This is a genomic window from Streptomyces avicenniae, assembly GCF_000719135.1.
Classification (GTDB): Bacteria; Actinomycetota; Actinomycetes; order Streptomycetales; family Streptomycetaceae; genus Streptomyces; species Streptomyces avicenniae.
Genome location: NZ_JOEK01000009.1, coordinates 219,118 through 239,789, shown reverse-complemented (window position 1 = coordinate 239,789; position 20,672 = coordinate 219,118). Strand labels below are relative to the sequence as shown.

Annotated in this window: 20 protein-coding genes; 10 read left to right on the top strand and 10 right to left on the bottom strand. The window is 73.5% G+C overall.

Annotated elements, in window-relative coordinates; all coding sequences use genetic code 11:
- Positions 1 to 4 precede the first annotated feature (4 nt).
- The 5 genes from IF27_RS16095 to IF27_RS16075 are packed head-to-tail and all read right to left on the bottom strand — an operon-like array spanning position 5 to position 3,980.
- Complete coding sequence (locus IF27_RS16095; RefSeq protein WP_052850279.1) at positions 5 to 1,279, bottom strand: cytochrome P450 family protein; 1,275 nt, start codon at positions 1,277 to 1,279, stop codon at positions 5 to 7.
- Complete coding sequence (locus tag IF27_RS16090) at positions 1,276 to 1,872, bottom strand: GTP-binding protein (RefSeq protein WP_052850278.1); 597 nt, start codon at positions 1,870 to 1,872, stop codon at positions 1,276 to 1,278. Before IF27_RS16090 ends, IF27_RS16095 begins: the two co-directional genes overlap by 4 nt.
- Entirely contained in the window at positions 1,850 to 2,212 is a 363-nt protein-coding gene (locus IF27_RS16085) for a DUF742 domain-containing protein (protein ID WP_052850277.1), read from the bottom strand. The genes IF27_RS16090 and IF27_RS16085 overlap by 23 nt, the downstream gene beginning before the upstream one ends.
- A complete protein-coding gene (locus tag IF27_RS16080; protein ID WP_052850276.1) occupies positions 2,209 to 2,622 on the bottom strand; it encodes a roadblock/LC7 domain-containing protein in 414 nt (137 codons plus the stop codon). The genes IF27_RS16085 and IF27_RS16080 overlap by 4 nt, the downstream gene beginning before the upstream one ends.
- 11 nt (positions 2,623 to 2,633) lie before the next feature.
- Positions 2,634 to 3,980 (bottom strand): ATP-binding protein, encoded by a 1,347-nt coding sequence (locus IF27_RS16075; protein WP_052850275.1) that lies wholly within the window; start codon positions 3,978 to 3,980, stop codon positions 2,634 to 2,636.
- A gap of 1,441 nt (positions 3,981 to 5,421) precedes the next feature.
- Here IF27_RS16075 and IF27_RS16070 point away from each other — a divergent pair.
- The 4 genes from IF27_RS16070 to IF27_RS16055 are packed head-to-tail and all read left to right on the top strand — an operon-like array spanning position 5,422 to position 10,081.
- Positions 5,422 to 6,834, top strand: coding sequence for a glucose-6-phosphate dehydrogenase (locus tag IF27_RS16070; RefSeq protein WP_052850274.1), 1,413 nt, complete (start codon positions 5,422 to 5,424; stop codon positions 6,832 to 6,834).
- Positions 6,831 to 7,841, top strand: a complete 1,011-nt coding sequence (gene opcA / locus IF27_RS16065) for a glucose-6-phosphate dehydrogenase assembly protein OpcA (RefSeq protein WP_052850651.1) — start codon at positions 6,831 to 6,833, stop codon at positions 7,839 to 7,841. The genes IF27_RS16070 and opcA overlap by 4 nt, the downstream gene beginning before the upstream one ends.
- Positions 7,834 to 9,483, top strand: coding sequence for a glucose-6-phosphate isomerase (gene pgi, locus IF27_RS16060; RefSeq protein WP_052850273.1), 1,650 nt, complete (start codon positions 7,834 to 7,836; stop codon positions 9,481 to 9,483). Before opcA ends, pgi begins: the two co-directional genes overlap by 8 nt.
- On the top strand, positions 9,476 to 10,081 hold the full coding sequence (locus IF27_RS16055; protein ID WP_052850272.1) for a histidine phosphatase family protein: 606 nt from the start codon (positions 9,476 to 9,478) through the stop codon (positions 10,079 to 10,081). Before pgi ends, IF27_RS16055 begins: the two co-directional genes overlap by 8 nt.
- Positions 10,082 to 10,120: 39 nt before the next feature.
- On the opposite strand, the gene IF27_RS16050 is transcribed toward IF27_RS16055, so the two are convergent.
- Positions 10,121 to 11,209, bottom strand: a complete 1,089-nt coding sequence (locus IF27_RS16050; protein ID WP_110945950.1) for an Lrp/AsnC ligand binding domain-containing protein — start codon at positions 11,207 to 11,209, stop codon at positions 10,121 to 10,123.
- Positions 11,210 to 11,304: 95 nt separating this feature from the next.
- On the opposite strand from IF27_RS16050, the gene IF27_RS16045 reads away from it, so the two are divergent.
- Positions 11,305 to 12,540: a metal-dependent hydrolase family protein gene (locus IF27_RS16045; protein WP_052850270.1), complete on the top strand. Its 1,236-nt coding sequence runs from the start codon at positions 11,305 to 11,307 to the stop codon at positions 12,538 to 12,540.
- Between the two features lie 43 nt (positions 12,541 to 12,583).
- On the top strand, positions 12,584 to 14,158 hold the full coding sequence (locus IF27_RS16040) for an AbgT family transporter (protein WP_052850269.1): 1,575 nt from the start codon (positions 12,584 to 12,586) through the stop codon (positions 14,156 to 14,158).
- 69 nt (positions 14,159 to 14,227) lie between these two features.
- Here IF27_RS16040 and IF27_RS16035 read toward each other — a convergent pair whose 3' ends face one another.
- Positions 14,228 to 14,734: a tetratricopeptide repeat protein gene (locus tag IF27_RS16035; protein WP_052850268.1), complete on the bottom strand. Its 507-nt coding sequence runs from the start codon at positions 14,732 to 14,734 to the stop codon at positions 14,228 to 14,230.
- 209 nt (positions 14,735 to 14,943) lie between these two features.
- Between IF27_RS16035 and IF27_RS16030 the strand changes: the two genes are divergently transcribed.
- Entirely contained in the window at positions 14,944 to 17,133 is a 2,190-nt protein-coding gene (locus IF27_RS16030) for an MMPL family transporter (protein ID WP_052850267.1), read from the top strand.
- Positions 17,134 to 17,218: 85 nt separating this feature from the next.
- The gene (locus IF27_RS16025) at positions 17,219 to 17,938 is read left to right on the top strand and encodes an AAA family ATPase (RefSeq protein ID WP_110945949.1); all 720 of its coding nucleotides are present in this window, start codon (positions 17,219 to 17,221) and stop codon (positions 17,936 to 17,938) included.
- 25 nt (positions 17,939 to 17,963) lie between these two features.
- Here the strand turns inward: IF27_RS16025 and IF27_RS16020 are convergent, their stop codons facing one another.
- Positions 17,964 to 18,341 (bottom strand): hypothetical protein, encoded by a 378-nt coding sequence (locus IF27_RS16020; RefSeq protein WP_190232980.1) that lies wholly within the window; start codon positions 18,339 to 18,341, stop codon positions 17,964 to 17,966.
- A 152-nt stretch (positions 18,342 to 18,493) separates the two neighbouring features.
- Positions 18,494 to 18,952: an Lrp/AsnC family transcriptional regulator gene (locus tag IF27_RS16015; RefSeq protein ID WP_110945948.1), complete on the bottom strand. Its 459-nt coding sequence runs from the start codon at positions 18,950 to 18,952 to the stop codon at positions 18,494 to 18,496.
- A 62-nt stretch (positions 18,953 to 19,014) separates the two neighbouring features.
- Here IF27_RS16015 and IF27_RS16010 point away from each other — a divergent pair, with 62 nt between their 5' ends.
- Positions 19,015 to 19,740 carry an AzlC family ABC transporter permease gene (locus tag IF27_RS16010; protein WP_052850265.1) on the top strand — a complete coding sequence of 242 codons (726 nt, stop codon included), beginning with the start codon at positions 19,015 to 19,017 and terminating at the stop codon, positions 19,738 to 19,740.
- Positions 19,733 to 20,062: a branched-chain amino acid transporter permease gene (locus IF27_RS16005; protein WP_052850264.1), complete on the top strand. Its 330-nt coding sequence runs from the start codon at positions 19,733 to 19,735 to the stop codon at positions 20,060 to 20,062. The genes IF27_RS16010 and IF27_RS16005 overlap by 8 nt, the downstream gene beginning before the upstream one ends.
- Before the next feature lie 10 nt (positions 20,063 to 20,072).
- Here the strand turns inward: IF27_RS16005 and IF27_RS16000 are convergent, their stop codons facing one another.
- Positions 20,073 to 20,585, bottom strand: a complete 513-nt coding sequence (locus IF27_RS16000) for an Lrp/AsnC family transcriptional regulator (RefSeq protein ID WP_052850263.1) — start codon at positions 20,583 to 20,585, stop codon at positions 20,073 to 20,075.
- Positions 20,586 to 20,672 lie beyond the last annotated feature (87 nt).

Below are 20,672 nucleotides of genomic sequence, written 5' to 3'. Positions count from 1 at the left end.
ACGCTCACCTTCTGTACGGGACGAGTCGGGTGTCGGGCTGGAAGCGGACGGGCAGCGCGGTCAGACCGGCCAGGAACGTGCCGGGCCGGTTGTTCAGCTCGGACTCGGGGACGGCGAGGTCGAGGCCGGGGAGGCGGTCGAGGGCGCGCTCCAACGCGGTCTCGGCGATGATGCGGGCGAGGTCGGGGGCCGGGCAGGAGTGCGCCCCGGCCGAGAAGGCGAGATGGCCGCGGTTCCCGGCGCGGGCGCCGGGGGCGACGGCGAGGGCCGGGTCGCCGTTGGCGGCGGCGAAGGACACCAGGATGGGGTGGCCGGGCCGCAGCTCCACGCCCTCGAAGCTCTGCTGTCCCAGCGCGTAGAGCGGCGAGTAGTTGGGGACCGGCGGGTTGTCCCACAGCACCTCGTCGAGCGCGTCGGAGACGGGACGCACGCCGTCGTGGACGCTGCCCGCGAACCGCGGGTCGGTCAGCACGCGGCGCAGGCCGTTGCCGATGTGGTTGCTGGTGGGGGGCGCGGCGGCGCCGATGACCAGCAGGATCGTCTGCACCAGCTCCGGGTCGGTGAGCCCGGCGGCGATCAGCCAGGACGTGATGTCACGGCCGGGCCTGTGGCGCTTGAGCCGCGTCAGCTCCAGGCAGGCCGCCTCCAGGTCCGCGTTGGCCTGCGCGGCGTCCGAGCCCGCGTCGAACAGGCGCGTGACGGCGGTGACGATCCGGCCGCCCAGCTCCTGCGAGCAGCCGAACATCTCGATGACCGTGAGCATCGGCAGCGGGTCGGAGAACTGCGCGACGAGGTCGGCCTCGCCCTCGGTGGCGAAGCCGTCGATCAGGCTGTCGGCGATCCGGGTGACGGAGGCGGCGAGCGCGTGCGTGTTGACGCGGGCCAGGCTGCTGGTGATGGCCTGGCGCAGCCTGGTGTGCTCGGGGCCGTCCTTCCACAGCGCGTTGTCGCGCGGCATCATCATGGCCGCGGCCGGGCTGTCCGCCGGGACCTGGCCGAGGCGCAGCGCGTCCCAGTGCTGCGGGTCCTTCGCGAAGCGCGTCGGCGTGTTGCGCAGCAGGTGGAGCGCCGCCCGGTAGGTGACGGCCAGGTACCCGTACACGCCGGGGGAGATCTCGACCGGCACGATCGGCCCCTGGGCCCGCAGCCGGTCGTAGGTGGCGTGCGGGTCGGCGGTGAACGCGTCGCCGTGGATCGGGATCGGGCCGGTGGGCGCGGCCTCGGGCTCCGCCTGGTGGGCGGGGCATCGTCCGGCGGCGGGCTGGTGCTGTGTGGTCATCGGACGGCTTCCGGCGTGAGGGTGAGCAGGTGGCTGACGAGCGAGATCAGCGCGTCGCGGGAACTGACGCGGTCGCGGGCGTCGCACCAGACGAGCGGGGTGCGCTCGTCGAGGTCCATCACCTCGCGCAGCCGCTCGTCGGGGATGACGGGCGCGCCGTCGAACGCGTTGATGGCGACCGTGTAGGGGAGCTTGAGGTCCTCGACGAGCTGGAGTATGGGGTACGTCTCCGCCAGGCGGCGCGTGTCCACCAGGACCAGCGCGCCGAGCGCGCCGACGGAGAGGTCCTCCAGGACGGGGAAGAACCGGGGCTGCCCCGGGGCGCCGAACAGGTAGAGGACGAGCTGGTCGCTCAGGTGCAGCCTGCCGAAGTCCATGGCCACCGTCGTGGTCGTCTTGTCGGGCAGGCTGGTGCGGTCCACGTCGGCGGCGGCGCTCGTCATCACCTCCTCGGTGCTGACCGGTTCTATCTGGGACAGGACGTTGACAAGGGTCGTCTTCCCGGCGCCGAAGTGACCGGCGACCAGGATCTTGGCCGTGCGCTCGTCCCCCCGGAGCTTCGGCGACGGTTCAGAGGTTGCGAAGGCCGGCAAGGACTTCCTCCAACAGCGAGCGGGTCGGGTCGGCAGCGTCGATGGGCTGCCGGGTGGTGATGTGCCCGAACTCCATGAGATCGGCCAGCAGGATGCGCAGGACGCTCACCGGCTGGTGCAGATGGGCACTCAGCTCGGCGACCGACTGGGCGCTGCCCGCCAGCTTGTCCAGGATCATGTGGTGTTCTGGGCCGAGCTGGGCGCGGCTGAGATGGACGGCCGAGGTGGACAGGGCGACGAGGGTGATGTGGTCGAAGTGGTTGCGGCTGGCGTGCGCCCGGCCGGAGGTGACCACATAGGTCCGCACCAGCCGGTCGCCGCTCCGCCGGGGCGGCCTCACGCGCGCTCGGTCTGCGGCTGCCGGGGAGCGACCGCGAGTTCGTCCCCGAGCCGTTCGACGGTCTTCGCCATCTGGTAGGAGAAGGCGCCGACGTCCACGCTCGCTCCGGCGGAGGCCACCAGGAAGGAGCCCTCGGCCGCGGCGATGACGAAGAGGAAGCCGTCCTTGTAGCTGACCATCGTCTGCTGCCACGGGGTCTCGTCGTCGCTGACGAACCCCGCGCCGCTGCGGCTGAGGGACTGCATGCCCGAGGCGATGGCGGAGACCCGGTCGGCCATGTCGCGATCGACACCGGCGGAGCCCGCCGTCGCCAGTCCGTCGGCGGAGAGCAGCACCGCGTGCCGGGCCCCCGGCGCCGACACGAGCTCGTCGAGAATCCAGCTCAGGTCAGGGGCGGCGTGGCTGTTCACGATGTGACTCCTCAATCAGTCGGGTTACGCGCGGCCTCGGTGCCGCGGACGAAGGCGGCCAGCGCCTGGCTGGCGTCGGGGGAGGGCGGTTCGGCCGCCTGGCGGGTGCGTTCCGGCCGCTCGCCGCGGGCGCGTCGGCGCACGGGCAGCCCGTCCTCCGCGACCGGGTACTCCTGCGGCTCGTCCGCCGGGGCCTGGGCCGCCGCGGACGGCCGGTCCTTCACGGCGGCGGACGCCGCGGACGTCTTCGGCGCGGGGGCGGTGCGGCGGGACGTGGCGGCCTGCTCCGACACGGCGCTGCCGGGCGGGGCGGCGAGCAGTTCGCGCGGCACGTGCAGCACGGCCCTGACGCCGCCGTGCACCGAGTGCTCCTCGTCCACCGAGGCGCGGAAGCCGTACTGCGCGGCGAGCGCGCCGACGCCGAGGTGGCCGAAGCTGGGCGGGGTGCGCAGCTCGGTGAGCCGGATCGGCCGCTCGCCCGACAGCCGGCGCCCGGCCTCCTCGCGCGCCTCGGCCCGCAGCCCGGGGCCCGCGTCGTGGATCTCGATGCTGATGCCGTGGTGCGCTTCGAGGAAGCTCACCTCGACGGGGGTGCTCGGCGCGCTGTGCCGGGCGGCGTTGTCCAGCAGCTCGGCCACCGCGAGGACGATCGGCTCGACGTAGCGGCCCGCCACGTAGTGCGCCGACTCCTTGGGGACCCGCACGCGGTGGAAGTCGCGGATACGGGAGACGCCGCCGCGCACCGTCTCCAGCAGCGGCGCGTCGTCACGCTGCCGTCCCGGCCACATGCCGGTGAGGACGCCGAGGATCTGGAGGCGCCGTGCCAGCTGGCTGGCGGCGTGGTCGATCGGCTGGACGAGTTCGAGGAACTTCTCGTCGTGCTCGGTGTCCAGCAGGTGCGTGATCGCCGACTGCTGCTCGTAGACCAGCGCCTGGACGGAGCGGGTGACGGCCTGCACGGCCGAACGGGCGGCGCCCTCCGCCTGCTCGGACGCCTCGGCCGCCACCGCGTTGACCTGTTCGAGTATCGACAGGTACGCCTTCCCCGCGACCGTCCCGGCGAGCTGCGGGTGCCGGGTGCCCCCGGCGGCCTCCATGGCGTCGGTCCCGTCCTGGAGCGCGTACACGAGGGCGGGGAGCCTGACCTCGGCGAGGTGCTGGGCCTCCTCGTCCCGGACGGCGATCCACCGCTCGGCGTCCGCCGCGCGCGCTCCGGCGGCGGCGGCCTGGGACTCGAACGCCGTGGCGCGGGTGCGCTGGTCGGCCGCCTTCTTGCGGTAGTGCAGCGCCAGCGCGCCGAGGGCCAGCATGCCGCCCGTCGGCGCCCACACCAGCGCGTCCTCTATCAGGGGTGTCATCAGATCCTCACGGGCTTGCGGAACGGGGGGCGTGCGGCGGCGGCGCCGCGTCGTCAGGGGCGGGAGGGTAAGGGCGGCGCGGCGGCGAACCGCCGCCGGGCGCCCGCCCGTACGCGTCCCGGCCGTGGCCGCCGCGCCGCCGGGGACGGCCGGGCCGTACCGGTGGCGTGCGCGCCGGGTGCGATGCTGCCGGGCATGTCCCGCCTAGGGGGTCGGGTCCTGCGCGCCGACGGGGACGGTCCGGCTCCTGGGCACGGGTCCGGTCGCCTTCCGCCCCGGCCCGCGGGGCGACGCGCCGTCAGCCGCCCCCGGGGGAGGGCCGATCGGCAGCGGTCGGGTCAGAACCTGGCCCCTGGCTACGGGACATGTCCCTGCGATGATCACGCCGAACAGGGTACGGGCCGGATGTTCCGGCGCGAACGCGCCTCCGCGCATGCCGCGCCGTGACGGGAGCCGGTGGTCCGTCAACTCGCCGCGCGCGGAGCCGGGATGACGGCGGGGTGGGCGCGCGCCGTGCCGTGGGCGCTCCCGTGTGGGGGGACCGTACGGCAGGGAACGGGCGGGCATCTCGGTCCTTCCGGTACGGGAAGACAGCGGACGCACATCCTGACGGTGCGCGACGAGTCGCCCAACTATGCTCGTCCCACAAGCAAGTTGGCAACCCATGTATTGCCACTTGTATAGTGACGTCCGCCCCCTGCCGTGACGGTCCGTCGTTAACGCCGGGAGGTGTATGCGGGACAAACACGCAGGGGAACCGGTCGGCGGTCGGGAGATTACGGTGATGCCCGCCGTCGCCCCCCGTCCGGAGCACCCCGCGATCGTATGTACGATTACGGCCGGACCGCAGCTGTGCTGGCCAGACGGCACGACGCCCGGCGGGCGGCCCCGAAGTCGTCTTTCCGCCCGGGGACTTACGCCGCGCCCGCCGCGCATTCCCCCGAATGCGTGTTCGCGAAAGCAGACGGGGCGGGCCCGCGAGTTCCGTGGAGAGGGGCTCCCGATTTTCCGGGGAACGCTCCCGGCGTCCGGTGGTCCAGTGCGCGGTACCGGTGCCGTCGGCGGGCAATGCGCTGATTATCCTCACATCTGTGGAAGGGCTCTCGCATAACCTCCCGGCCGGGCGCACCGTGCGTCTCCCGGCCGCGGCCGACCCCTTTTCCCGCACGCGTCCGCCCCGGCACCGCCCGCGCCGGGACGGTGGCCTTCGTCACGCCTCCCGCCCGGCCGTGGCCCGCGGCGCGCGGTGGGGTAGGAGCGGGGCGTGGACCGTACCCCCCGCGCCCCCGCCCGTCAGGGAATGTCCCGGGCGCCCGGAGCATTGAACACCGCGACGACAAGATCCGCAGGAGACACGATGCGTACCGCACCACCACAGGGCCCGTCCGTCTCCGCCGACCACCCACAGGGGCGGCCGACCGCCGCCCGGGAGGGCTGACCCATGACGGACTCCGACACGTGGAGCAATCCGCTGCGCGACACCGCGAACGACCGGCGGCTGCCACGCATCGCGGGGCCCTCCGGGCTGGTGATCTTCGGCGTCACCGGTGACCTCTCGCGCAAGAAGCTCATGCCCGCCGTCTACGACCTGGCCAACCGCGGGCTCCTGCCGCCCGGCTTCTCGCTGGTGGGCTTCGCCCGCCGCGACTGGGAGGACGAGGACTTCGCCCAGGTCGTCCACGACGCGGTGCGCGAGCACGCCAGGACGCCGTTCCGCGAGGAGGTCTGGCAGCAGCTCGCGGAAGGAATGCGCTTCATACCCGGCCAGTTCGACGACGACGCCGCCTTCAAGCGCCTCGGCGAGACCATCGCCGAGCTGGACGCGGCGCGCGGCACGGGCGGGAACTTCGCGTTCTACCTGTCGGTGCCGCCCAAGTTCTTCCCTCAGGTCGTGCAGCAGCTGAAGCGGCACGGGCTGTCCGACCCGCCGTCCGGCTCGTGGCGGCGCGCGGTGATCGAGAAGCCGTTCGGCCGCGACCTGGCCACCGCCGAGGAGCTGAACGCCGTGGTGCACGGCGTGTTCCCGCCGGCGGAGGTCTTCAGGATCGACATCGGCGGGCGTGCCGGGTACTACGACGGCATCGGCTCCGCGCGTGACGTCATCCAGAACCACCTCCTCCAACTCCTCGCGCTCACGGCCATGGAGGAACCGGCCGACTTCGACGCCGACGCGCTCATGGCCGAGAAGCTGAAGGTCCTCAAGGCGGTCAAGCTCCCCGCCGACCTCGCGCGGCACACCGTGCGCGGCCAGTACACGGCCGGGTGGCAGGGCGGCGAGAAGGTCCCCGGCTACCTGGAGGAGGACGGCATCGACCCGCAGTCGCGCACCGACACGTACGCCGCCGTCCGCCTTGAGGTGGACAACCGGCGCTGGGCCGGGGTGCCGTTCTACCTGCGCACCGGCAAGCGGCTCGGGCGGCGCGTGACGGAGATCGCCGTGGTCTTCCAGCGCGCCCCGCACTCGCCGTTCGACACCACCGACACGCAGGAGCTGGGCCAGAACGCGCTGGTCATCCGCGTGCAGCCGGACGAGGGCGTGACCGTGCGCTTCGGCTCCAAGGTGCCCGGCACGCAGATGGAGATCCGCGACGTCACGATGGACTTCGCCTACGGCGAGTCCTTCACCGAGTCAAGCCCCGAGGCGTACGAGCGCCTGCTGCTCGACGTCCTCCTCGGCGACGCCAACCTCTTCCCCCGCCACCAGGAGGTCGAGGAGTCCTGGCGCATCCTCGACCCCGTCGAGGCGTACTGGGACACGCACGGCAGGCCCGCCCCCTACGCGTCCGGCACCTGGGGTCCCGGCGAGGCCGACGACATGCTCGCACGAGACGGAAGGACGTGGCGGCGGCCATGAGCACCGAACTGACCGGCACCACCTCGGCCAAGATCAACGCGGCGCTGATCGCCGCGCGCCGCGCCGCGGGCAGCCCCGCGGTCGGCATGGTGCTGACCCTCGTCATCGTCACCGACGAGGAGAACGCCCACGACTCCCTGAAGGCCGCCCGCGACGCGTCCACCGAGCACCCGTCCCGCATCCTCGTCGTCATCCGCCGCCCCGGCAGGAGCGCGCGGCGCACCGAGTCGCGGCTCGACGCCGACGTGCGCGCGGGCGCGGCGGCCGGGAACGGCGAGACGGTCCTGCTGCGGCTGCACGGCGAGCTGGCCGACCACGCCGACTCCGTCGTCCTGCCGCTGCTGCTGCCGGACGCGCCCGTCGTCGTCTGGTGGCCGGTGGACGCGCCCGACGTGCCCTCCCGCGACCCGCTCGGCGCCCTCGCGCAGCGCAGGATCACCGACGCGTACGCCGTCGAGGACCCGCCGACGCAGATCAAGGCCCGCGCCGCCGCCTACGCGCCGGGCGACACCGACCTGGCCTGGACGCGGCTGACACCCTGGCGCTCGATGCTCGCCGCCGCGCTCGACGAGGTCGGCACGGACGTCACCGGCGCCACCGTGGAGAGCGAGGCGGACAACCCGAGCGCCGAACTGCTCGCCCGCTGGTTCGCCGACCGGCTGCGCGTCCCGGTCGAGCGGATCGTCACCGAGGGCCCGGTCGTCACCGCGGCCCGGCTGCGGACGGCGCAGGGCGAGATACGCATCGACCGCCCGGATGGCCCCGTCGCCCGGCTCGCGATCCCCGGCCAGCCGACCAGGACGCTCGCCCTCAAGGTGCGCAGCACGGCGGAGCTGATCGCCGAGGAACTGCGCCGCCTCGACCCCGACGAGGCGTACGCCGCCGCGCTCGCCGCCCGCGTCACCCCGCCGTCCGCGCCGCGCGCGGGCGGGTCGCGGGACGCGGCCGGGGGGAGCAGGATCGGTGAGCAGGACACGGACGACCGGCGGGAGACCTCCGATGCCTGACGCGACGCGCCTGAACCGGCTGCCCGAGTGGACCGCCCTCGCGAAGCACCGCGAGCAGGCGGCAGGGCTGCGGCTGCGCGAGGCGTTCGACGCCGACCCGGGCCGCGCCGAGCGCTTCACCTCCCAGGTCGGCGACCTGCGGGTGGACTGGTCGAAGCAGCTCGTCACCGACGAGACGGTCCGGCTGCTGCTCGACCTGGCCGCCGCGCGGGACGTCGCGGGGCAGCGGGACGCGATGTTCCGGGGCGACAAGATCAACGTGACGGAGGGGCGTGCCGTGCTGCACACGGCGCTGCGCGCCCCGCGTGACGCCGTGGTGGAGGTGGACGGGGAGAACGTCGTCCCAGGCGTCCACGAGGTGCTGGACCGGATGGCGGGCTTCGCGGACGCCGTGCGCGAGGGCCAGTGGGCGGGCGCGACGGGACGCCGTGTCCGTACGGTCGTGAACATCGGCATCGGCGGCTCCGACCTCGGCCCCGCGATGGCGTACGAGGCGCTGCGCCCGTACGCCGACGACCGTGTGGAGGTGCGCTTCGTCTCCAACGTGGACGGCTCCGACCTGCACGAGGCGCTGCGCGGCCTCGACCCGGCGGAGACGCTGTTCGTCGTCGCCTCGAAGACGTTCACGACGATCGAGACGATCACCAACGCGACGTCGGCCCGGCAGTGGCTGCTCGACGGCCTCGGCGCAGGGCCCGAGGCGGTGGCGCTGCACTTCGTCGCCCTGTCCACGAACGCCGACGAGGTCACGCGGTTCGGCATCGACACGACGAACATGTTCGAGTTCTGGGACTGGGTCGGCGGGCGCTACTCCTTCGACTCGGCGATCGGTCTGTCGCTGATGATCGCGATCGGTCCCGATCACTTCCGAGAGATGCTGGACGGCTTCCGGACCGTTGACGACCACTTCCGTACGGCGCCGCCGGAGGAGAACGTCCCGCTGCTCCTGGGGCTGCTGGGCGTCTGGTACGGGGCGTTCTTCGACGCGCAGGCGCACGCCGTGCTGCCCTACAGCCACTACCTGTCGCGGTTCACGGCCTATCTCCAGCAGCTCGACATGGAGTCCAACGGCAAGTCCGTGACGCGCGAGGGCGAACCGGTGGACTGGCAGACCGGGCCCGTCGTCTGGGGCACGCCCGGCACGAACGGGCAGCACGCGTACTACCAGCTGCTCCACCAGGGCACCAAGCTCATCCCCGCCGACCTCATCGGCTTCGCCCGCCCCGTGCCCGGCCTCTCGCCCGGCCTGGCCGAGCAGCACGACCTGCTGATGGCGAACCTCTTCGCGCAGGGCCAGGCCCTCGCCTTCGGGAAGACGGCCGACGAGGTGCGGGCCGAGGGCGTCCCCGACGCCCAGGTGCCGCACCGCACGTTCCCCGGCGACCGGCCGACCACCACCGTCCTGGCGCCGCAGCTCACGCCCTCGGTGCTCGGCCAGCTGATCGCGCTGTACGAGCACAAGGTGTTCGTCCAGGGCGCGATCTGGGACATCGACTCGTTCGACCAGTGGGGCGTGGAGCTGGGCAAGGTGCTCGCCAAGCGCGTCGAGCCCGCGCTCACCGAGGGCGCCGACGTCCCCGGCCTCGACCCGTCCACGACCGCGCTCGTCGCCGCCTACCGGAGCCTGCGCGGCCGTGGGTGAGCTGATCCTCGTCCGGCACGGCGAGACCGAGTGGAGCGCGACGCACCGGCACACCAGCTGGACCGACGTCCCGCTCACCGCCCACGGCGAGGAGCAGGCGCGCGCCGTCGCGCCCCTCGTCTCGGGCCGCCCCGTCGCCGCCGCCCTCGTCAGCCCGCTCGGCCGTGCCCTGCGCACGGCCGAGCTGGCCGGGATCGGCGGCGCGGAGCACGTCGATGACCTCCACGAGTGGGACTACGGCGCCTACGAGGGCATCACCACCGAGGAGATCCACCGCACCCGCCCCGGCTGGGACCTGTGGACCGACGGCGTGCCGCCGGGGCCGGAAGGCCACCCGGGGGAGACCCCCGAGCAGGTCGGGGCCCGCGCCGACCGGGTCATCGCCCGCGTCGCCCCGCTGCTGAAGGACCCGGAGGCGCACGACGTCGTCCTCGTCTCGCACGCGCACTTCCTGCGCGTGCTGACCGCGCGCCGCCTCGGCCTCCCGGTGACGGGCGGCAGCCTGTTCTTCCTCGACACCGGCACGGTCAGCCGCCTGGGGCTCGAACACGGCCGGGCCGTCGTCACGGCCTGGAACGCGATCGCCGTCGGCGGCTGAGCGACCGGCGCCCCGGGCGTTCCCGGCGGCGCGGGCCCGTCACTTCCACGTGTTGATCGGCACGCTGCGGACGCTGTGCCCGTGCCGGTCGAGGACACGGCCGACGTGCTTGAACGTCCGCAGGATCACCGCCCGCTCCTCGACCCGCAGCCGCAGGTGGCCCAGCTCGCGCGAGATGTGCGCCTCCAGCGCGTGCACGTCGTGCAGCGTGCGCAGCCAGACGTCGAGGAACAGGTTGTGCGGCCCGGCCGTCATCGTGCAGAAGCGCAGCTCGGGCAGGGTGCGCAGCGCGGTCGCCGTCGCGTCCAGGTGCTCGGCCGGCACGGACGCGAAGTACATCGCGGACACCGGCCAGCCCGTCAGCGGCCTCGCGAGATTGCAGCGCAGCGCGAGGCGTCCGCTGTTCAGCAGCCGCCCGAGGGCGCGCCGCGTCGTCGCCACGCTCGCGTCCACCTCGCGGGCGAGCGCGGCCAGCGGCATCCGCCCGTCCGTCCCCAGCGCCACGGCGATCCGCCGCTCGACGGGCCGCAGCGGCTCCGCCGTGACGGGCGTGCCCGGGGCGGGCCGCGTCTCGTCGAACTGCCGCAGCCGCTCGCGCTGCCCCGCGTCCAGCGACCGCAGCCGCCACTGGCTGCCCTCGAACGGCGTCGCCGTGATCACGTGCACCCGCGCGCCCTGCACCCCCGGTACGCGGCAGACGCGCTCGCTGACGTACTCCGCCAGCGTGTCCACGTCCCGCGCCTGCACCAGCGCCACGAGATCGCGGCTGCCCGAGGTCTGCTTCAGGCTGAGGACCCCCGCGTCGTCGCACAGCGTCCGCACGACGTCCATCAGCCGCGCGCCGTTCACGGCGATCTCCAGCTGCGCCCAGGTCATGTCCTCCTGGGCCGGTGACAGGTAGCCGTCCACCCATGCCGCCCCCACGTCGCGCAGCCGCGCCCAGCGCCGGGCCGCCGTCACCGGGTCGATCTCCAGCACGGACCCGACGAGCGTCCAGGGCGCCCGGGGCTGGATCTGGAGGGCGTGCACGATCGACAGGTCCAGCTCGTCGAGCCCGATCGCGCCGCCCCCGGCGCCCGGGGCGCCCGATCCCTGCGTCTCCATGGGGTGACCGATTCCTGCGGTCATGGCATCCTCCGGAACGAATCCTGCGGTTTAACACCCTCTTCATAGTATGAACGGACGCTAAGTGCCGTGTCATCCGCCCCTGGGAGGGACCCGCAGTGCCGACCACACCCCTGACCTTCACCGGCGCCCGCCTCATCGACGGGACGGGCGCCGCCCCCGTCACCGACGCCGAGCTGCACACCGACGCGAACGGCGACCTCACCTACGCGGGCCCCGCCGCCGGTGCCCCGCCGCGCCCCGAGGGAGCGAGGACCGTGGACGTGGCGGGACGGACGGTCCTGCCCGGCTTCATCGACTGCCACGTCCACTTCGCCGTCGCGACACCGGCCGAGATCGGGCAGCGCTTCGCGGCGGACCCGACCGTCGCGACCCTGCGCACCGCGCGGCGCATGCGCGAGACGCTGCACGCGGGCGTCACCACCGCGCGTGACCTCGGCGGCGCCCCCGCCGGGTTCCGCACCGCCGTGGCCGACGGCCTCATCGAGGGCCCCCGCCTGCACACCGCCGTCCGCATCCTCGGCCACACCGGCGGCCACGCCGACTTCACCACCCCGGACGGCTACGACACCAGCTCGGGGCTCGGCGAGATCGTGGACACCGTGGACCAGACGCGCATCGCGGTCCGGCGGCTGCTGCGCGAGGGCGCCGACGTGATCAAGCTGTGCGCCACCGGCGGCATGGGCAGCCCGCACGACCAGCCCGACGACGAGGGGCTGAGCGAGGAGGAGATCCGCACGGTCGTGGACGAGGTCTCCCGGCACGGCGGCCGTCCGGTCGCCGCCCACGCCCAGGGCCTCGCGGGCATCATGAACGCGCTGCGCGGCGGCGTGACCAGCGTCGAGCACGCCTACGGCCTCGACGACGAGGCGTGCGACCTCGCGGGCGAGCGCGGCGCCTTCATCGTGCCGACGCTCTCCACCACCTTCGAGGGCATCGACCCGGCGCGCATGGAGCCCTACCACTACGAGAAGAAGATCCGCTGGTCGGAGCGGACCAAGGTCAACATCGCGCGGGCGATCGAGCGCGGCGTGAAGATCGCGCTCGGCACCGACTCGGGCGTCTGCCCCCACGCGCGGAACCTGCGCGAGCTGACCCACCTCGTCGCGCTCGGCATGTCCCCGATGGACGCCCTCGTCGCGGGCACCAGGACCGGCGCCGAACTCCTCGGCATCGCCGACCGCGTCGGCACCCTGGAGCCCGGCAAGGCCGCCGACCTGGTGGTCTGCGACGGCGACCCGCTCGCCGACATCTCCGTGCTCGCCGACCCCGCGCGCATCCACCACGTCGTCCAGCAGGGCGTCGTCCGCAAGTCACCCGTCCCCGCCGCCTGACACGCGCGGCCCCGCCGCGTTCACGAAAGGTACACCGCGCACCATGCAGGAATCCCTCGCCCGGTCCCCGGGCACCGGCCCCGGTCCCGGCGGCGGCTCCCGGCTCCTCGACCGCGTCCTCGGCGGCATCGAGCGCGCGGGCAACCGGCTGCCGCACCCCTTCTTCCTCTTCTGCGGCCTCTTCGTCCTGCTCGGCACCGTCTCCTCCGTCCTCGCCGCCGCCGACGCGGACGTCGAGGTGCCGGGCAGCGACGAAGTGCTCCAGGTCAAGGGGCTGTTCACGGGCGAGGGCGTCCAGTGGCTGCTGGAGAACCTCATCCCCAACTTCACGGGCTTCCCCTCGCTCGGCACCGTGATGCTGATGATGATGGCCGTCGGCGTCGCCGAGCGGACCGGGCTGCTGGAGACGGTGGTCCGCGCCACCATCGCCCGCGCCCCCGCGCGCTGGCTGCCGTACGTCGTCGCGTTCGTCGCCTGCCAGGGCCACGTGATGAGCGACATCGCGATCCTCGTCATCCCGCCGCTGGCCGCCCTCGCGTTCCGCAGCGCCGGGCGCAACCCCGTCGCCGGCCTCATCGGCGGCTTCGCCTGCACCTGCGCCGGATACGCGGCCGGGTTCATCGTCGGCTCGCTCGACGCCCTCTACGTCGGCATCACCGAACAGGCGACCGCCGTCCTTCCCATCGGCGCCGACGCCCCCACCCACATCCTCGTCAACTACTTCTTCACCGCCGCCGCGAGCGCCGTGCTCGGCGCGCTGGGCGGCTTCCTGATCGACCGCGTCCTGGAGCCCCGGCTGCCCGAGCCGGACGCCGAGGCCGCCGACCTGGCCGCCGAGGGCGTCACCACCGAGGTCACCGCGATCCAGCGGCGCGGCCTGCTGATCACCGGCGCCGCGCTGTCCGCCTACGCCGCGGTCGTGCTCGTCGGCTGGCTCATACCCGGCAGCCCGCTGCGCGGCGAGGGCGGCGCGCTCGTGCAGTCGCCGGTGATGTCGGGCATCGTGCCGATCCTCTTCTTCGCCTTCCTCGTCGCGGGCATCGTGTACGGCGTCACCGTCCGCACGCTCACGAAGGCCGAGGACGTGCCGAAGCTGATGGCCGAGTCGGTCACCAGCATGTCGTCCTACATCGTGCTGATCTTCGCGATCGCGCAGGTCATCGCCGTCTTCAACTGGTCGAACGTCGGCACGCTGCTCGCCGTCAAGGCCGCGGCGCTGCTGGAGGACATCGGGCTCACCGGCTTCACGGGCATCGCCCTGTTCGTCGTCCTCGTCACGCTGCTCAACCTGTTCATCACCTCGGGCTCCGCCCTGTGGTCGCTCATGGCCCCGGTGTTCGTGCCGACGTTCATGCTGCTCGGGATGGAACCCGCCCTGACCCAGGCGGCGTTCCGCATCGGCGACTCGGCCACCCAGATGATCACGCCGATGAACCCGTACCTCTTCCTCACGCTCGCGCTGCTGCGCCGCTACGAACCGTCCGCCCAACTCGGCACGCTGCTCGCGCGGTTGTCGATCTTCGTGGTGCCGTTCCTGCTGGCCTGGCTCGCGGTGCTCGGCGTCTTCTACGGCTTCGACCTGCCCCTCGGCCCCGGCGCGGGCATCCACCTGCCCTGACGGACACGCCACCGAAGGACCGGGAGCCCCCGCCGCCCCACGGCCGGGGCTCCCGGCACGCGCCGGGGCTCAGCCCGGCCAGGTCTCGTCCAGGCGGTCGGCGTAGAACGCGAGCGCGTCGCGGTAGTCCGTCACGGACGTGTCCGCGCTCGTCCCGGCCAGCAGGTGCAGCAGCAGGCCGACGGCCTCCCGGTGCTCCCCGGTGTTGTACAGCGCCATGGCGAGGAACGTCCGCAGGCCGCCGTGCCCGGGGAACTCGGCGACGCCGCGCCGCAGCGTCGCCACCGCCTCCTCCGGGCGGCCCAGCGCGCGGTAGCTGCTGCCCAGGCCGAGCAGCGCGCCCTGCCGGTCGGCGGGGGAGAGCCCCGGACGGCGGGTCGCCGTCTCGTAGTACGGCACCGCCTCCGCCTCCAGGCCCAGCGCGTCATGGGCCCAGGCGGTCTGGAACGCCACCTCGACGTCCTCGGGGAACTCCCCGGCCAGCGCGACCAGTCGGTCCTTCGCGCCCGCACGGTCGCCCGCCTCGCGCAGGGCGACCGCCTCGGCCAGCCGCGCGTCCCTGGTCCGTGCTGTCATACCGGCCATTCTCCCCGAGCCCCGACCCGCCAGGGGTGGCGGGCCCGTCGCCCGTGGCACCGGCGAACGTCGCTGACTCGTACGCTCGTTCGTCGCCCGGTCACGGACCGTCCCGCCCCACCCTTCTCCGTCCGCGCGGCGCGTGTCGGAAATGTCCTGGCTGTCCTTTCCCGGAGAAGATCACCAGTGGTCGTCAGGGAAGGAACTCCATGTCCGCATTCCTCTTCCGGCTGGGGCGGTGGGCGTTCCGGCGCAGGCGCCGTGTCCTCGCGGCCTGGCTCGCCGCGCTCGTGCTCACGGCGGTCGTCGCGGGGCTGAGCGGCGGCTCCACCAACGACGTCTTCACCATCCCCGGCACCGAGTCGCAGGACACCACCGACCTCCTCGAACGCCGCCTCCCCGCCTTCGGCGGCGGGCAGGCCCAGGTCGTGATGGCGACGCACGGCGGCGAGAAGGTCACCGACCCCGGGCCGCGCGCGGGCATCGAGAAGGCGTTCAAGGAACTGGCCGACGTGCCGCAGGTCGCGTCCGTCACCGACCCGTTCGGCGACCGGCCGCAGGTCTCGCGCGACGGGAAGGTCGCCCTGGGCGACGTCCAGTTCTCCACGAGCGCGGGCAACGTGGAGCAGAGCACCCTGGACGCCGTGCAACGCGCCGTGAAGCCCGCGCAGCGCGCCGGGGTGCAGGTCGAGTACTCGGGCAGCGTCTATCCCGGCTGGCAGACGGAGATCAGTGAGGCGCCTGAACTGGCCGGTCTCGTCGTCGCCCTGATCATCCTGCTGATCACCTTCGGTGCGGTCGTCGCCGCGTTCCTGCCGATCGTCACCGCCGTCATCGGCATCGCCATCACGATGACCGGCGTCACGGCCGTCGCCTCCGTCGTGGACATCGCGTCGGCGTCCACCACGGTCGCCCTGATGCTCGGCCTGTCCTGCGGCATCGACTACGGCCTGTTCATCCTCTTCCGCCACCGCAACAACCTGCTCGCCGGGATGGACGGCGAGGAGGCCGCCGCGCTCGCCGTCGGCACGGCGGGCGGCTCCGTCGTCTTCGCCGCGCTCACCGTGATCATCGCGCTGTGCGGCCTGTCGGTGGTCGGCATCCCGTTCCTGACCGTCATGGGGCTGTGCGCGGCGGCGTCCGTGCTGATCGCGATGCTCATCGCACTGACGCTGCTGCCCGCGTTCCTCGGCTTCGCCGGGGGGCGCGTCGTGTCGTTCGTGCGCGTCCCCGGCCGCCCCGGGCACCCCGAGCGCATCGCGCGGCGCTCCGCGAACGACCCGGGCAGCACGGCGGGCGCCGCCTGGGCGCGCTTCGTCATCCGCGCCAGGGTGCCCGTGCTGATCGGCGGCGTCGCGCTGCTCGGCGTCCTCGCGCTGCCCGCGACGCAGATCGAACTCGGCCTGCCGAGCGGCGCGTCCAAGCCGAAGTCCGACACGCAGCGCAAGGCGTACGACCTCATCGCCGACGGCTTCGGCGTCGGCGCCAACGGCCCGCTGCTGGTCGTCGCCGACGGCGTGGACGGGCAGGAACCGGTGCGGCGGATCACCGCGGCGCTCGGCGACCTGCCGGGCGTCACCAGCGCGGAGCCCGTCGCGCGCAGGAACGGCGTCGCGGTGATCCAGGTCGTGCCCCGCACCGGGCCGAGCGACCCGGCCACCGCCGACCTCGTCCACCGCATCCGCGACCGGCGCGCGTCCATCGAGGAGGGCACGGGCGCGCACGTCACCGTCGGCGGCACCACGGCGTCCAACATCGACGTCTCCAGCAAGCTGTCCTCCGCGCTGCCGGTCTTCCTGGTCGTCGTCATCGGGCTGGCGTTCGTCCTGCTGACCTTCGCGTTCCGCACCTTCTTCGTGCCGCTCAAGTCGATCGCGGGCTTCCTGCTGTCGGTGTGCGCCGCGTTCGGCGCGCAGGTCGCGATGTTCCAATGGGGCTGGGGGCGGCACCTGCTGGACATCACGCCGACCGAGACCGTCAGCTTCCTGCCGATCATCATGCTGGCGATCATCTTCGGCCTGTCCAGCGACTACGAGGTGTTCGTCGTCTCCCGCATCAAGGAGGACCACACGGCGACGGGCGACGCGCGCGGCGCCGTGGAGCGCGGAACGGGCGCCGCCGCGCGGGTGGTGACGGCGGCGGCGCTCATCATGTTCTCGATCTTCGTCGCCTTCATGGTCACCGACGACCCCATCATCCGCTCGATCGGCTTCAGCTTCGCGGTCGGCGTGTTCCTCGACGCGTTCGTGGTGCGCCTGACGCTGGTGCCCGCCGTCATGGCCCTCGCGGGCCGCCACATCTGGAGCCACCCGCGCTGGTTCGACCGCCACCTGCCCGACCCGGACATCGAGGGGCACCGCCTCGAACGGCCCCACCGGGACCGCCCGGTGGAGGGCTGATCCGCCGGGCCATTGCGCCCGTTTCCGGCGCCAGGTTACGGTTTGGCTGGGCCCACCGCCTCAACTCGTCGATACGGAGAGCCAGATGATCCGGCCCGAGACCGCCGGATCGCCGATCCGCCCGGCCCCGACCGCGACCACCACCCCCACCACCCCGACGACCGCCGGTGCGGACACCGGCACGGCGCTCACCGTCACGTCCGCCGCAGGCGGCGGGCCCCGCGTCCTCGACCTGCGCGGCGCCGACCACCCGGGGCCGCTGACCCTGCGCTGGCCCGCCGGGGACCGCGTCGTCGTCTCCGGGCTCCCCGGCGGCGGCAAGTCCACGCTGATGGCGCGCCTGGCCGACCCCGGCGTCAGCGCGCTGCGCATCGACTCCCAGGACGCCCGCGACCGGTGGGGGAGCAGACTTCCCGCCAGGCTCCCGTACGCCGTCTACCGCCCGGCCGTCCGGCTGAGCCATCACCTGGGCCTGTGGCGGGTGTTACGGTCGCCGCTCGCGCTGCTCGTGCACGACTGCGGGCGCGGCGGCTTCGTGCGGCGCCGCCTCGCCACGGGGGCACGGCGCGTCGGCGCCGACCTGCACCTGCTGCTCCTGGACGTCCCCCCGTCCCTGGCTCGCGCCCGCCAGGAGGAGCGCGGACGGACCGTCTCCCCCCGCGCGTTCCGCCGTCACCGGCGGGCGATGGCCCGGCTGATCACGGCCATCGAGTCCGGCCGTCTGCCGCGCGGCTGCGCCTCCGTCACCCTGCTCGACGCGCGGGCCGCGCAGGACATCACGGAGCTGGGGTTCCTGCCGGACTGAGGGCGCGCGGGCGGCGCGCGGGCGGTCAGCGTGACAGGCGCAGCCGTACCTCGAACTCGTGCTCGCCCGGCACCCGGCCGACCTCGTCCGCGCGGAACGCCGACGCGAGGACCCCGACGACCTGTTCGACCCCGGCGGCGCTGCCGGTCACCGTGGCGTCCACGCTGCCGTCCAGCGGCGGCGGCGCCTGCGTGCCGAGGTCGCGCAGGGCGTCGGTGGCGACGACGGTGCTCCACACGACGGGGTGTCCCTCGCGCGAGCCGCCGTTCCCGCCAGGGGTCTCCGGCGCGGGGGAGTACCCGGGATAGGCCGTGGCCAGGACGCCGAAGACGGTACCCGCCGCCTCGCGGTCGCAGTCGGTGAGATGCACGCTGACGCTGTTCTCGTCCTCGGACGTACCCATGGTCATCACCACTTTCGGAGAGTCGCGCAGGGCGCGGGGAACGGGTCCCTGGTACCCGCTGCCGGGCGGCCCACCGGCCGCGTACCGGGATTGCCTGCCCGATAAGTCCGCCATGCCGGTTTCGCGCACAAGCTACCACGCCACCCACCGGGTCAGTCGGTGACCTTGATCTTCTTCATGGTGGGCTGGGAGATGACCCGGGCGACCCCGGGGATGCCGATGATCCGCGACGTCTGGAACGTCTCGTACGCCGCGTGGTCGGCGACGAGGACGCGCAGCTGGTAGTCCGGGGTGCCGAACAGGCGGCGGAACTCGACGACCTCCTCGTAGCCGACGATCGTCGCCTCCAGGTGCTCCAGCGTCCGCAGGTCGCTGACGGACACCTCGATCGACACCAGCACCTCAAGGCCCCGCCCCGACGCCGACGGATCGACGCGCGCCCGGTAGCCCGTGATCACGCCCGCCTCCTCAAGCCGCCGCACGCGCCGCAGGCAGGGCGGGGGCGTCAGCCCGACCCGCGCCGCAAGCTCGACGTTGCTCAGCCGACCGTCCTGCTGGAGATGGAACAAAATATCGCGGTCGATCCGATCCAGTTCCCGTTCCTTGCTCATGCGCCGATTCTAGAGCCACTTTTGGAAATCAAATAAGGCGCCTTTTCTTCTAAAATTGCAGCATGACTTCCCCCGCGGTCGATGCCGCGCCGCGCGCCGGAACGCGTGCCGATCTGGCGCGCGCGGTACGGGACTCGGGATCTGTCGGTCCCGGCGCGTTCCCGACCGGCGTGGCCTTCGGCGTCCTCGTCGCCCAGTCAGGACTGCCCTGGTGGTGGGCGAGCGTCTTCTCCGGGCTCATCTACGCCGGTTCGCTCGAATTCCTCTTCCTCGGGCTGGTCACGGCGGCGGCGCCGCTCGCCGCGGTCGCGGTGACCGCCTTCCTGGTGAACCTGCGGCACGTCTTCTACGCCTTCTCGTTCCCCCTGCACCGGGTCAAGGGCCGCCTCGGCAAGGCGTACAGCACCTTCGCGCTCTCCGACGAGGCGTTCGTGGTCGCCACCGGCCACGCCGCCCGTACGTTCCCCGGCCGCCGCATCCTGTGGCTCCAGGCGTGCATCCACCTCTACTGGGCCGGCGGCGCCACCGTGGGCGCGCTTCTCGGCTCCGCCCTCCCCGCCGGGACCGGCGGCCTCGACTTCGCCGTGACGGCGCTGTTCACCGTCCTCGCGATCGACGGGCTCCTCGCCCACCGTGACGTCCCCGTGCCCCTGCTGGCCCTCGGGTGCGCGCTGGCCGCGCGCTTCACGGTGCCGGGGCAGATGCTCCCGGTCGCGTTCGCCTCGTTCGCGGCGCTCATGACCGTCCGTCATCTCCTGCGGCGACGGGGGGAGGACGCCCGTGCCTGAGACCGGCTACCTGGTCGCCGCAGTCGCCACCGCAGTCGCCGTCACGTGGGCCCTGCGCGCCCTGCCGTTCGCCGTCCTCGCCCGGCTGCGGGCCGGGCCGCTGACCGTCCTGCTCGGCGCCGCCATGCCGGTGGGCGCGGCCGTCGTCCTCACCGTGTACACGCTGCGCGACTTCGACCCGGGCGTGCCCGAGGACGCGTGGCCGACCGCCGTCGCGCTCGCCGTGACCGTCGCCCTGCACCTGTGGCGGCGCAACGTCCCCCTGTCCATCGTCGGCGGCACCGCCGCGCACGCCGCGCTGTCCGCGCTCCTCGCGGGCTGACGCCCCTGGCTCACGGGCGCTCGCGGTACGCCGGTGCCCGCTGCGGGCCGCCGCGCGGCCTCTCCGCCAGCAGCGGCTGCGTCCGCGGCGGCACCACGACGGACAGCACGACCACGCTCGTCGAACGGGCCACGGTGGGCGACTGGTTGAGGGCCAGCAGCGTGGCGTGCAGGTCCTGGTGCGAGGAGGCCGCCAGGCGGCACAGGACGTCCGACTCGCCCGTCGTCGCGTACGCCTCCAGCACGGCGGGCAGCGCCGCCAGCTCGGCCGCGACCTCCTCAAGCGCGCCCTGCGCGATCTCCAGGCTGACGAACGCCTGCACGGGGAAGCCCGCCGCCGCGACGTCCACGTCAGGCCCGTAGCCGGTCACGACGCCCGCGCGCTCCAGCCGGTCGAGCCGCGCCTGGACCGTCCCGCGCGCCACACCCAGCAGCCGCGACAGTTCGAGCACCCCCGCGCGCGGATGCCCGCGCAGCGCGCCGAGCAGATCGACGTCGAGCTGGTCGATGTCGAGTGCGCCCATGGCCACCTCCCCAAAGCTGGACAGATTGTACAGCTGGTCACCCGAACGGCCCGGCGATCAGGGCGGCCGGTGCAGGACACGGCGGGC

What these genes read in the sequence shown, in the direction of transcription:
- IF27_RS16095 (WP_052850279.1), bottom strand. Translation starts at nt 1,279, where the DNA reads ATGACCACACAGCACCAGCCCGCCGCCGGACGATGCCCCGCCCACCAG.
- IF27_RS16075 (WP_052850275.1), bottom strand. Translation starts at nt 3,980, where the DNA reads ATGACACCCCTGATAGAGGACGCGCTGGTGTGGGCGCCGACGGGCGGC.
- IF27_RS16070 (WP_052850274.1), top strand. Translation starts at nt 5,422, where the DNA reads ATGACGGACTCCGACACGTGGAGCAATCCGCTGCGCGACACCGCGAAC.
- opcA (WP_052850651.1), top strand. Translation starts at nt 6,831, where the DNA reads ATGAGCACCGAACTGACCGGCACCACCTCGGCCAAGATCAACGCGGCG.
- pgi (WP_052850273.1), top strand. Translation starts at nt 7,834, where the DNA reads ATGCCTGACGCGACGCGCCTGAACCGGCTGCCCGAGTGGACCGCCCTC.
- IF27_RS16050 (WP_110945950.1), bottom strand. Translation starts at nt 11,209, where the DNA reads ATGACCGCAGGAATCGGTCACCCCATGGAGACGCAGGGATCGGGCGCC.
- IF27_RS16040 (WP_052850269.1), top strand. Translation starts at nt 12,584, where the DNA reads ATGCAGGAATCCCTCGCCCGGTCCCCGGGCACCGGCCCCGGTCCCGGC.
- IF27_RS16035 (WP_052850268.1), bottom strand. Translation starts at nt 14,734, where the DNA reads ATGACAGCACGGACCAGGGACGCGCGGCTGGCCGAGGCGGTCGCCCTG.
- IF27_RS16030 (WP_052850267.1), top strand. Translation starts at nt 14,944, where the DNA reads ATGTCCGCATTCCTCTTCCGGCTGGGGCGGTGGGCGTTCCGGCGCAGG.
- IF27_RS16025 (WP_110945949.1), top strand. Translation starts at nt 17,219, where the DNA reads ATGATCCGGCCCGAGACCGCCGGATCGCCGATCCGCCCGGCCCCGACC.
- IF27_RS16020 (WP_190232980.1), bottom strand. Translation starts at nt 18,341, where the DNA reads ATGGGTACGTCCGAGGACGAGAACAGCGTCAGCGTGCATCTCACCGAC.
- IF27_RS16015 (WP_110945948.1), bottom strand. Translation starts at nt 18,952, where the DNA reads ATGAGCAAGGAACGGGAACTGGATCGGATCGACCGCGATATTTTGTTC.
- IF27_RS16010 (WP_052850265.1), top strand. Translation starts at nt 19,015, where the DNA reads ATGACTTCCCCCGCGGTCGATGCCGCGCCGCGCGCCGGAACGCGTGCC.
- IF27_RS16000 (WP_052850263.1), bottom strand. Translation starts at nt 20,585, where the DNA reads ATGGGCGCACTCGACATCGACCAGCTCGACGTCGATCTGCTCGGCGCG.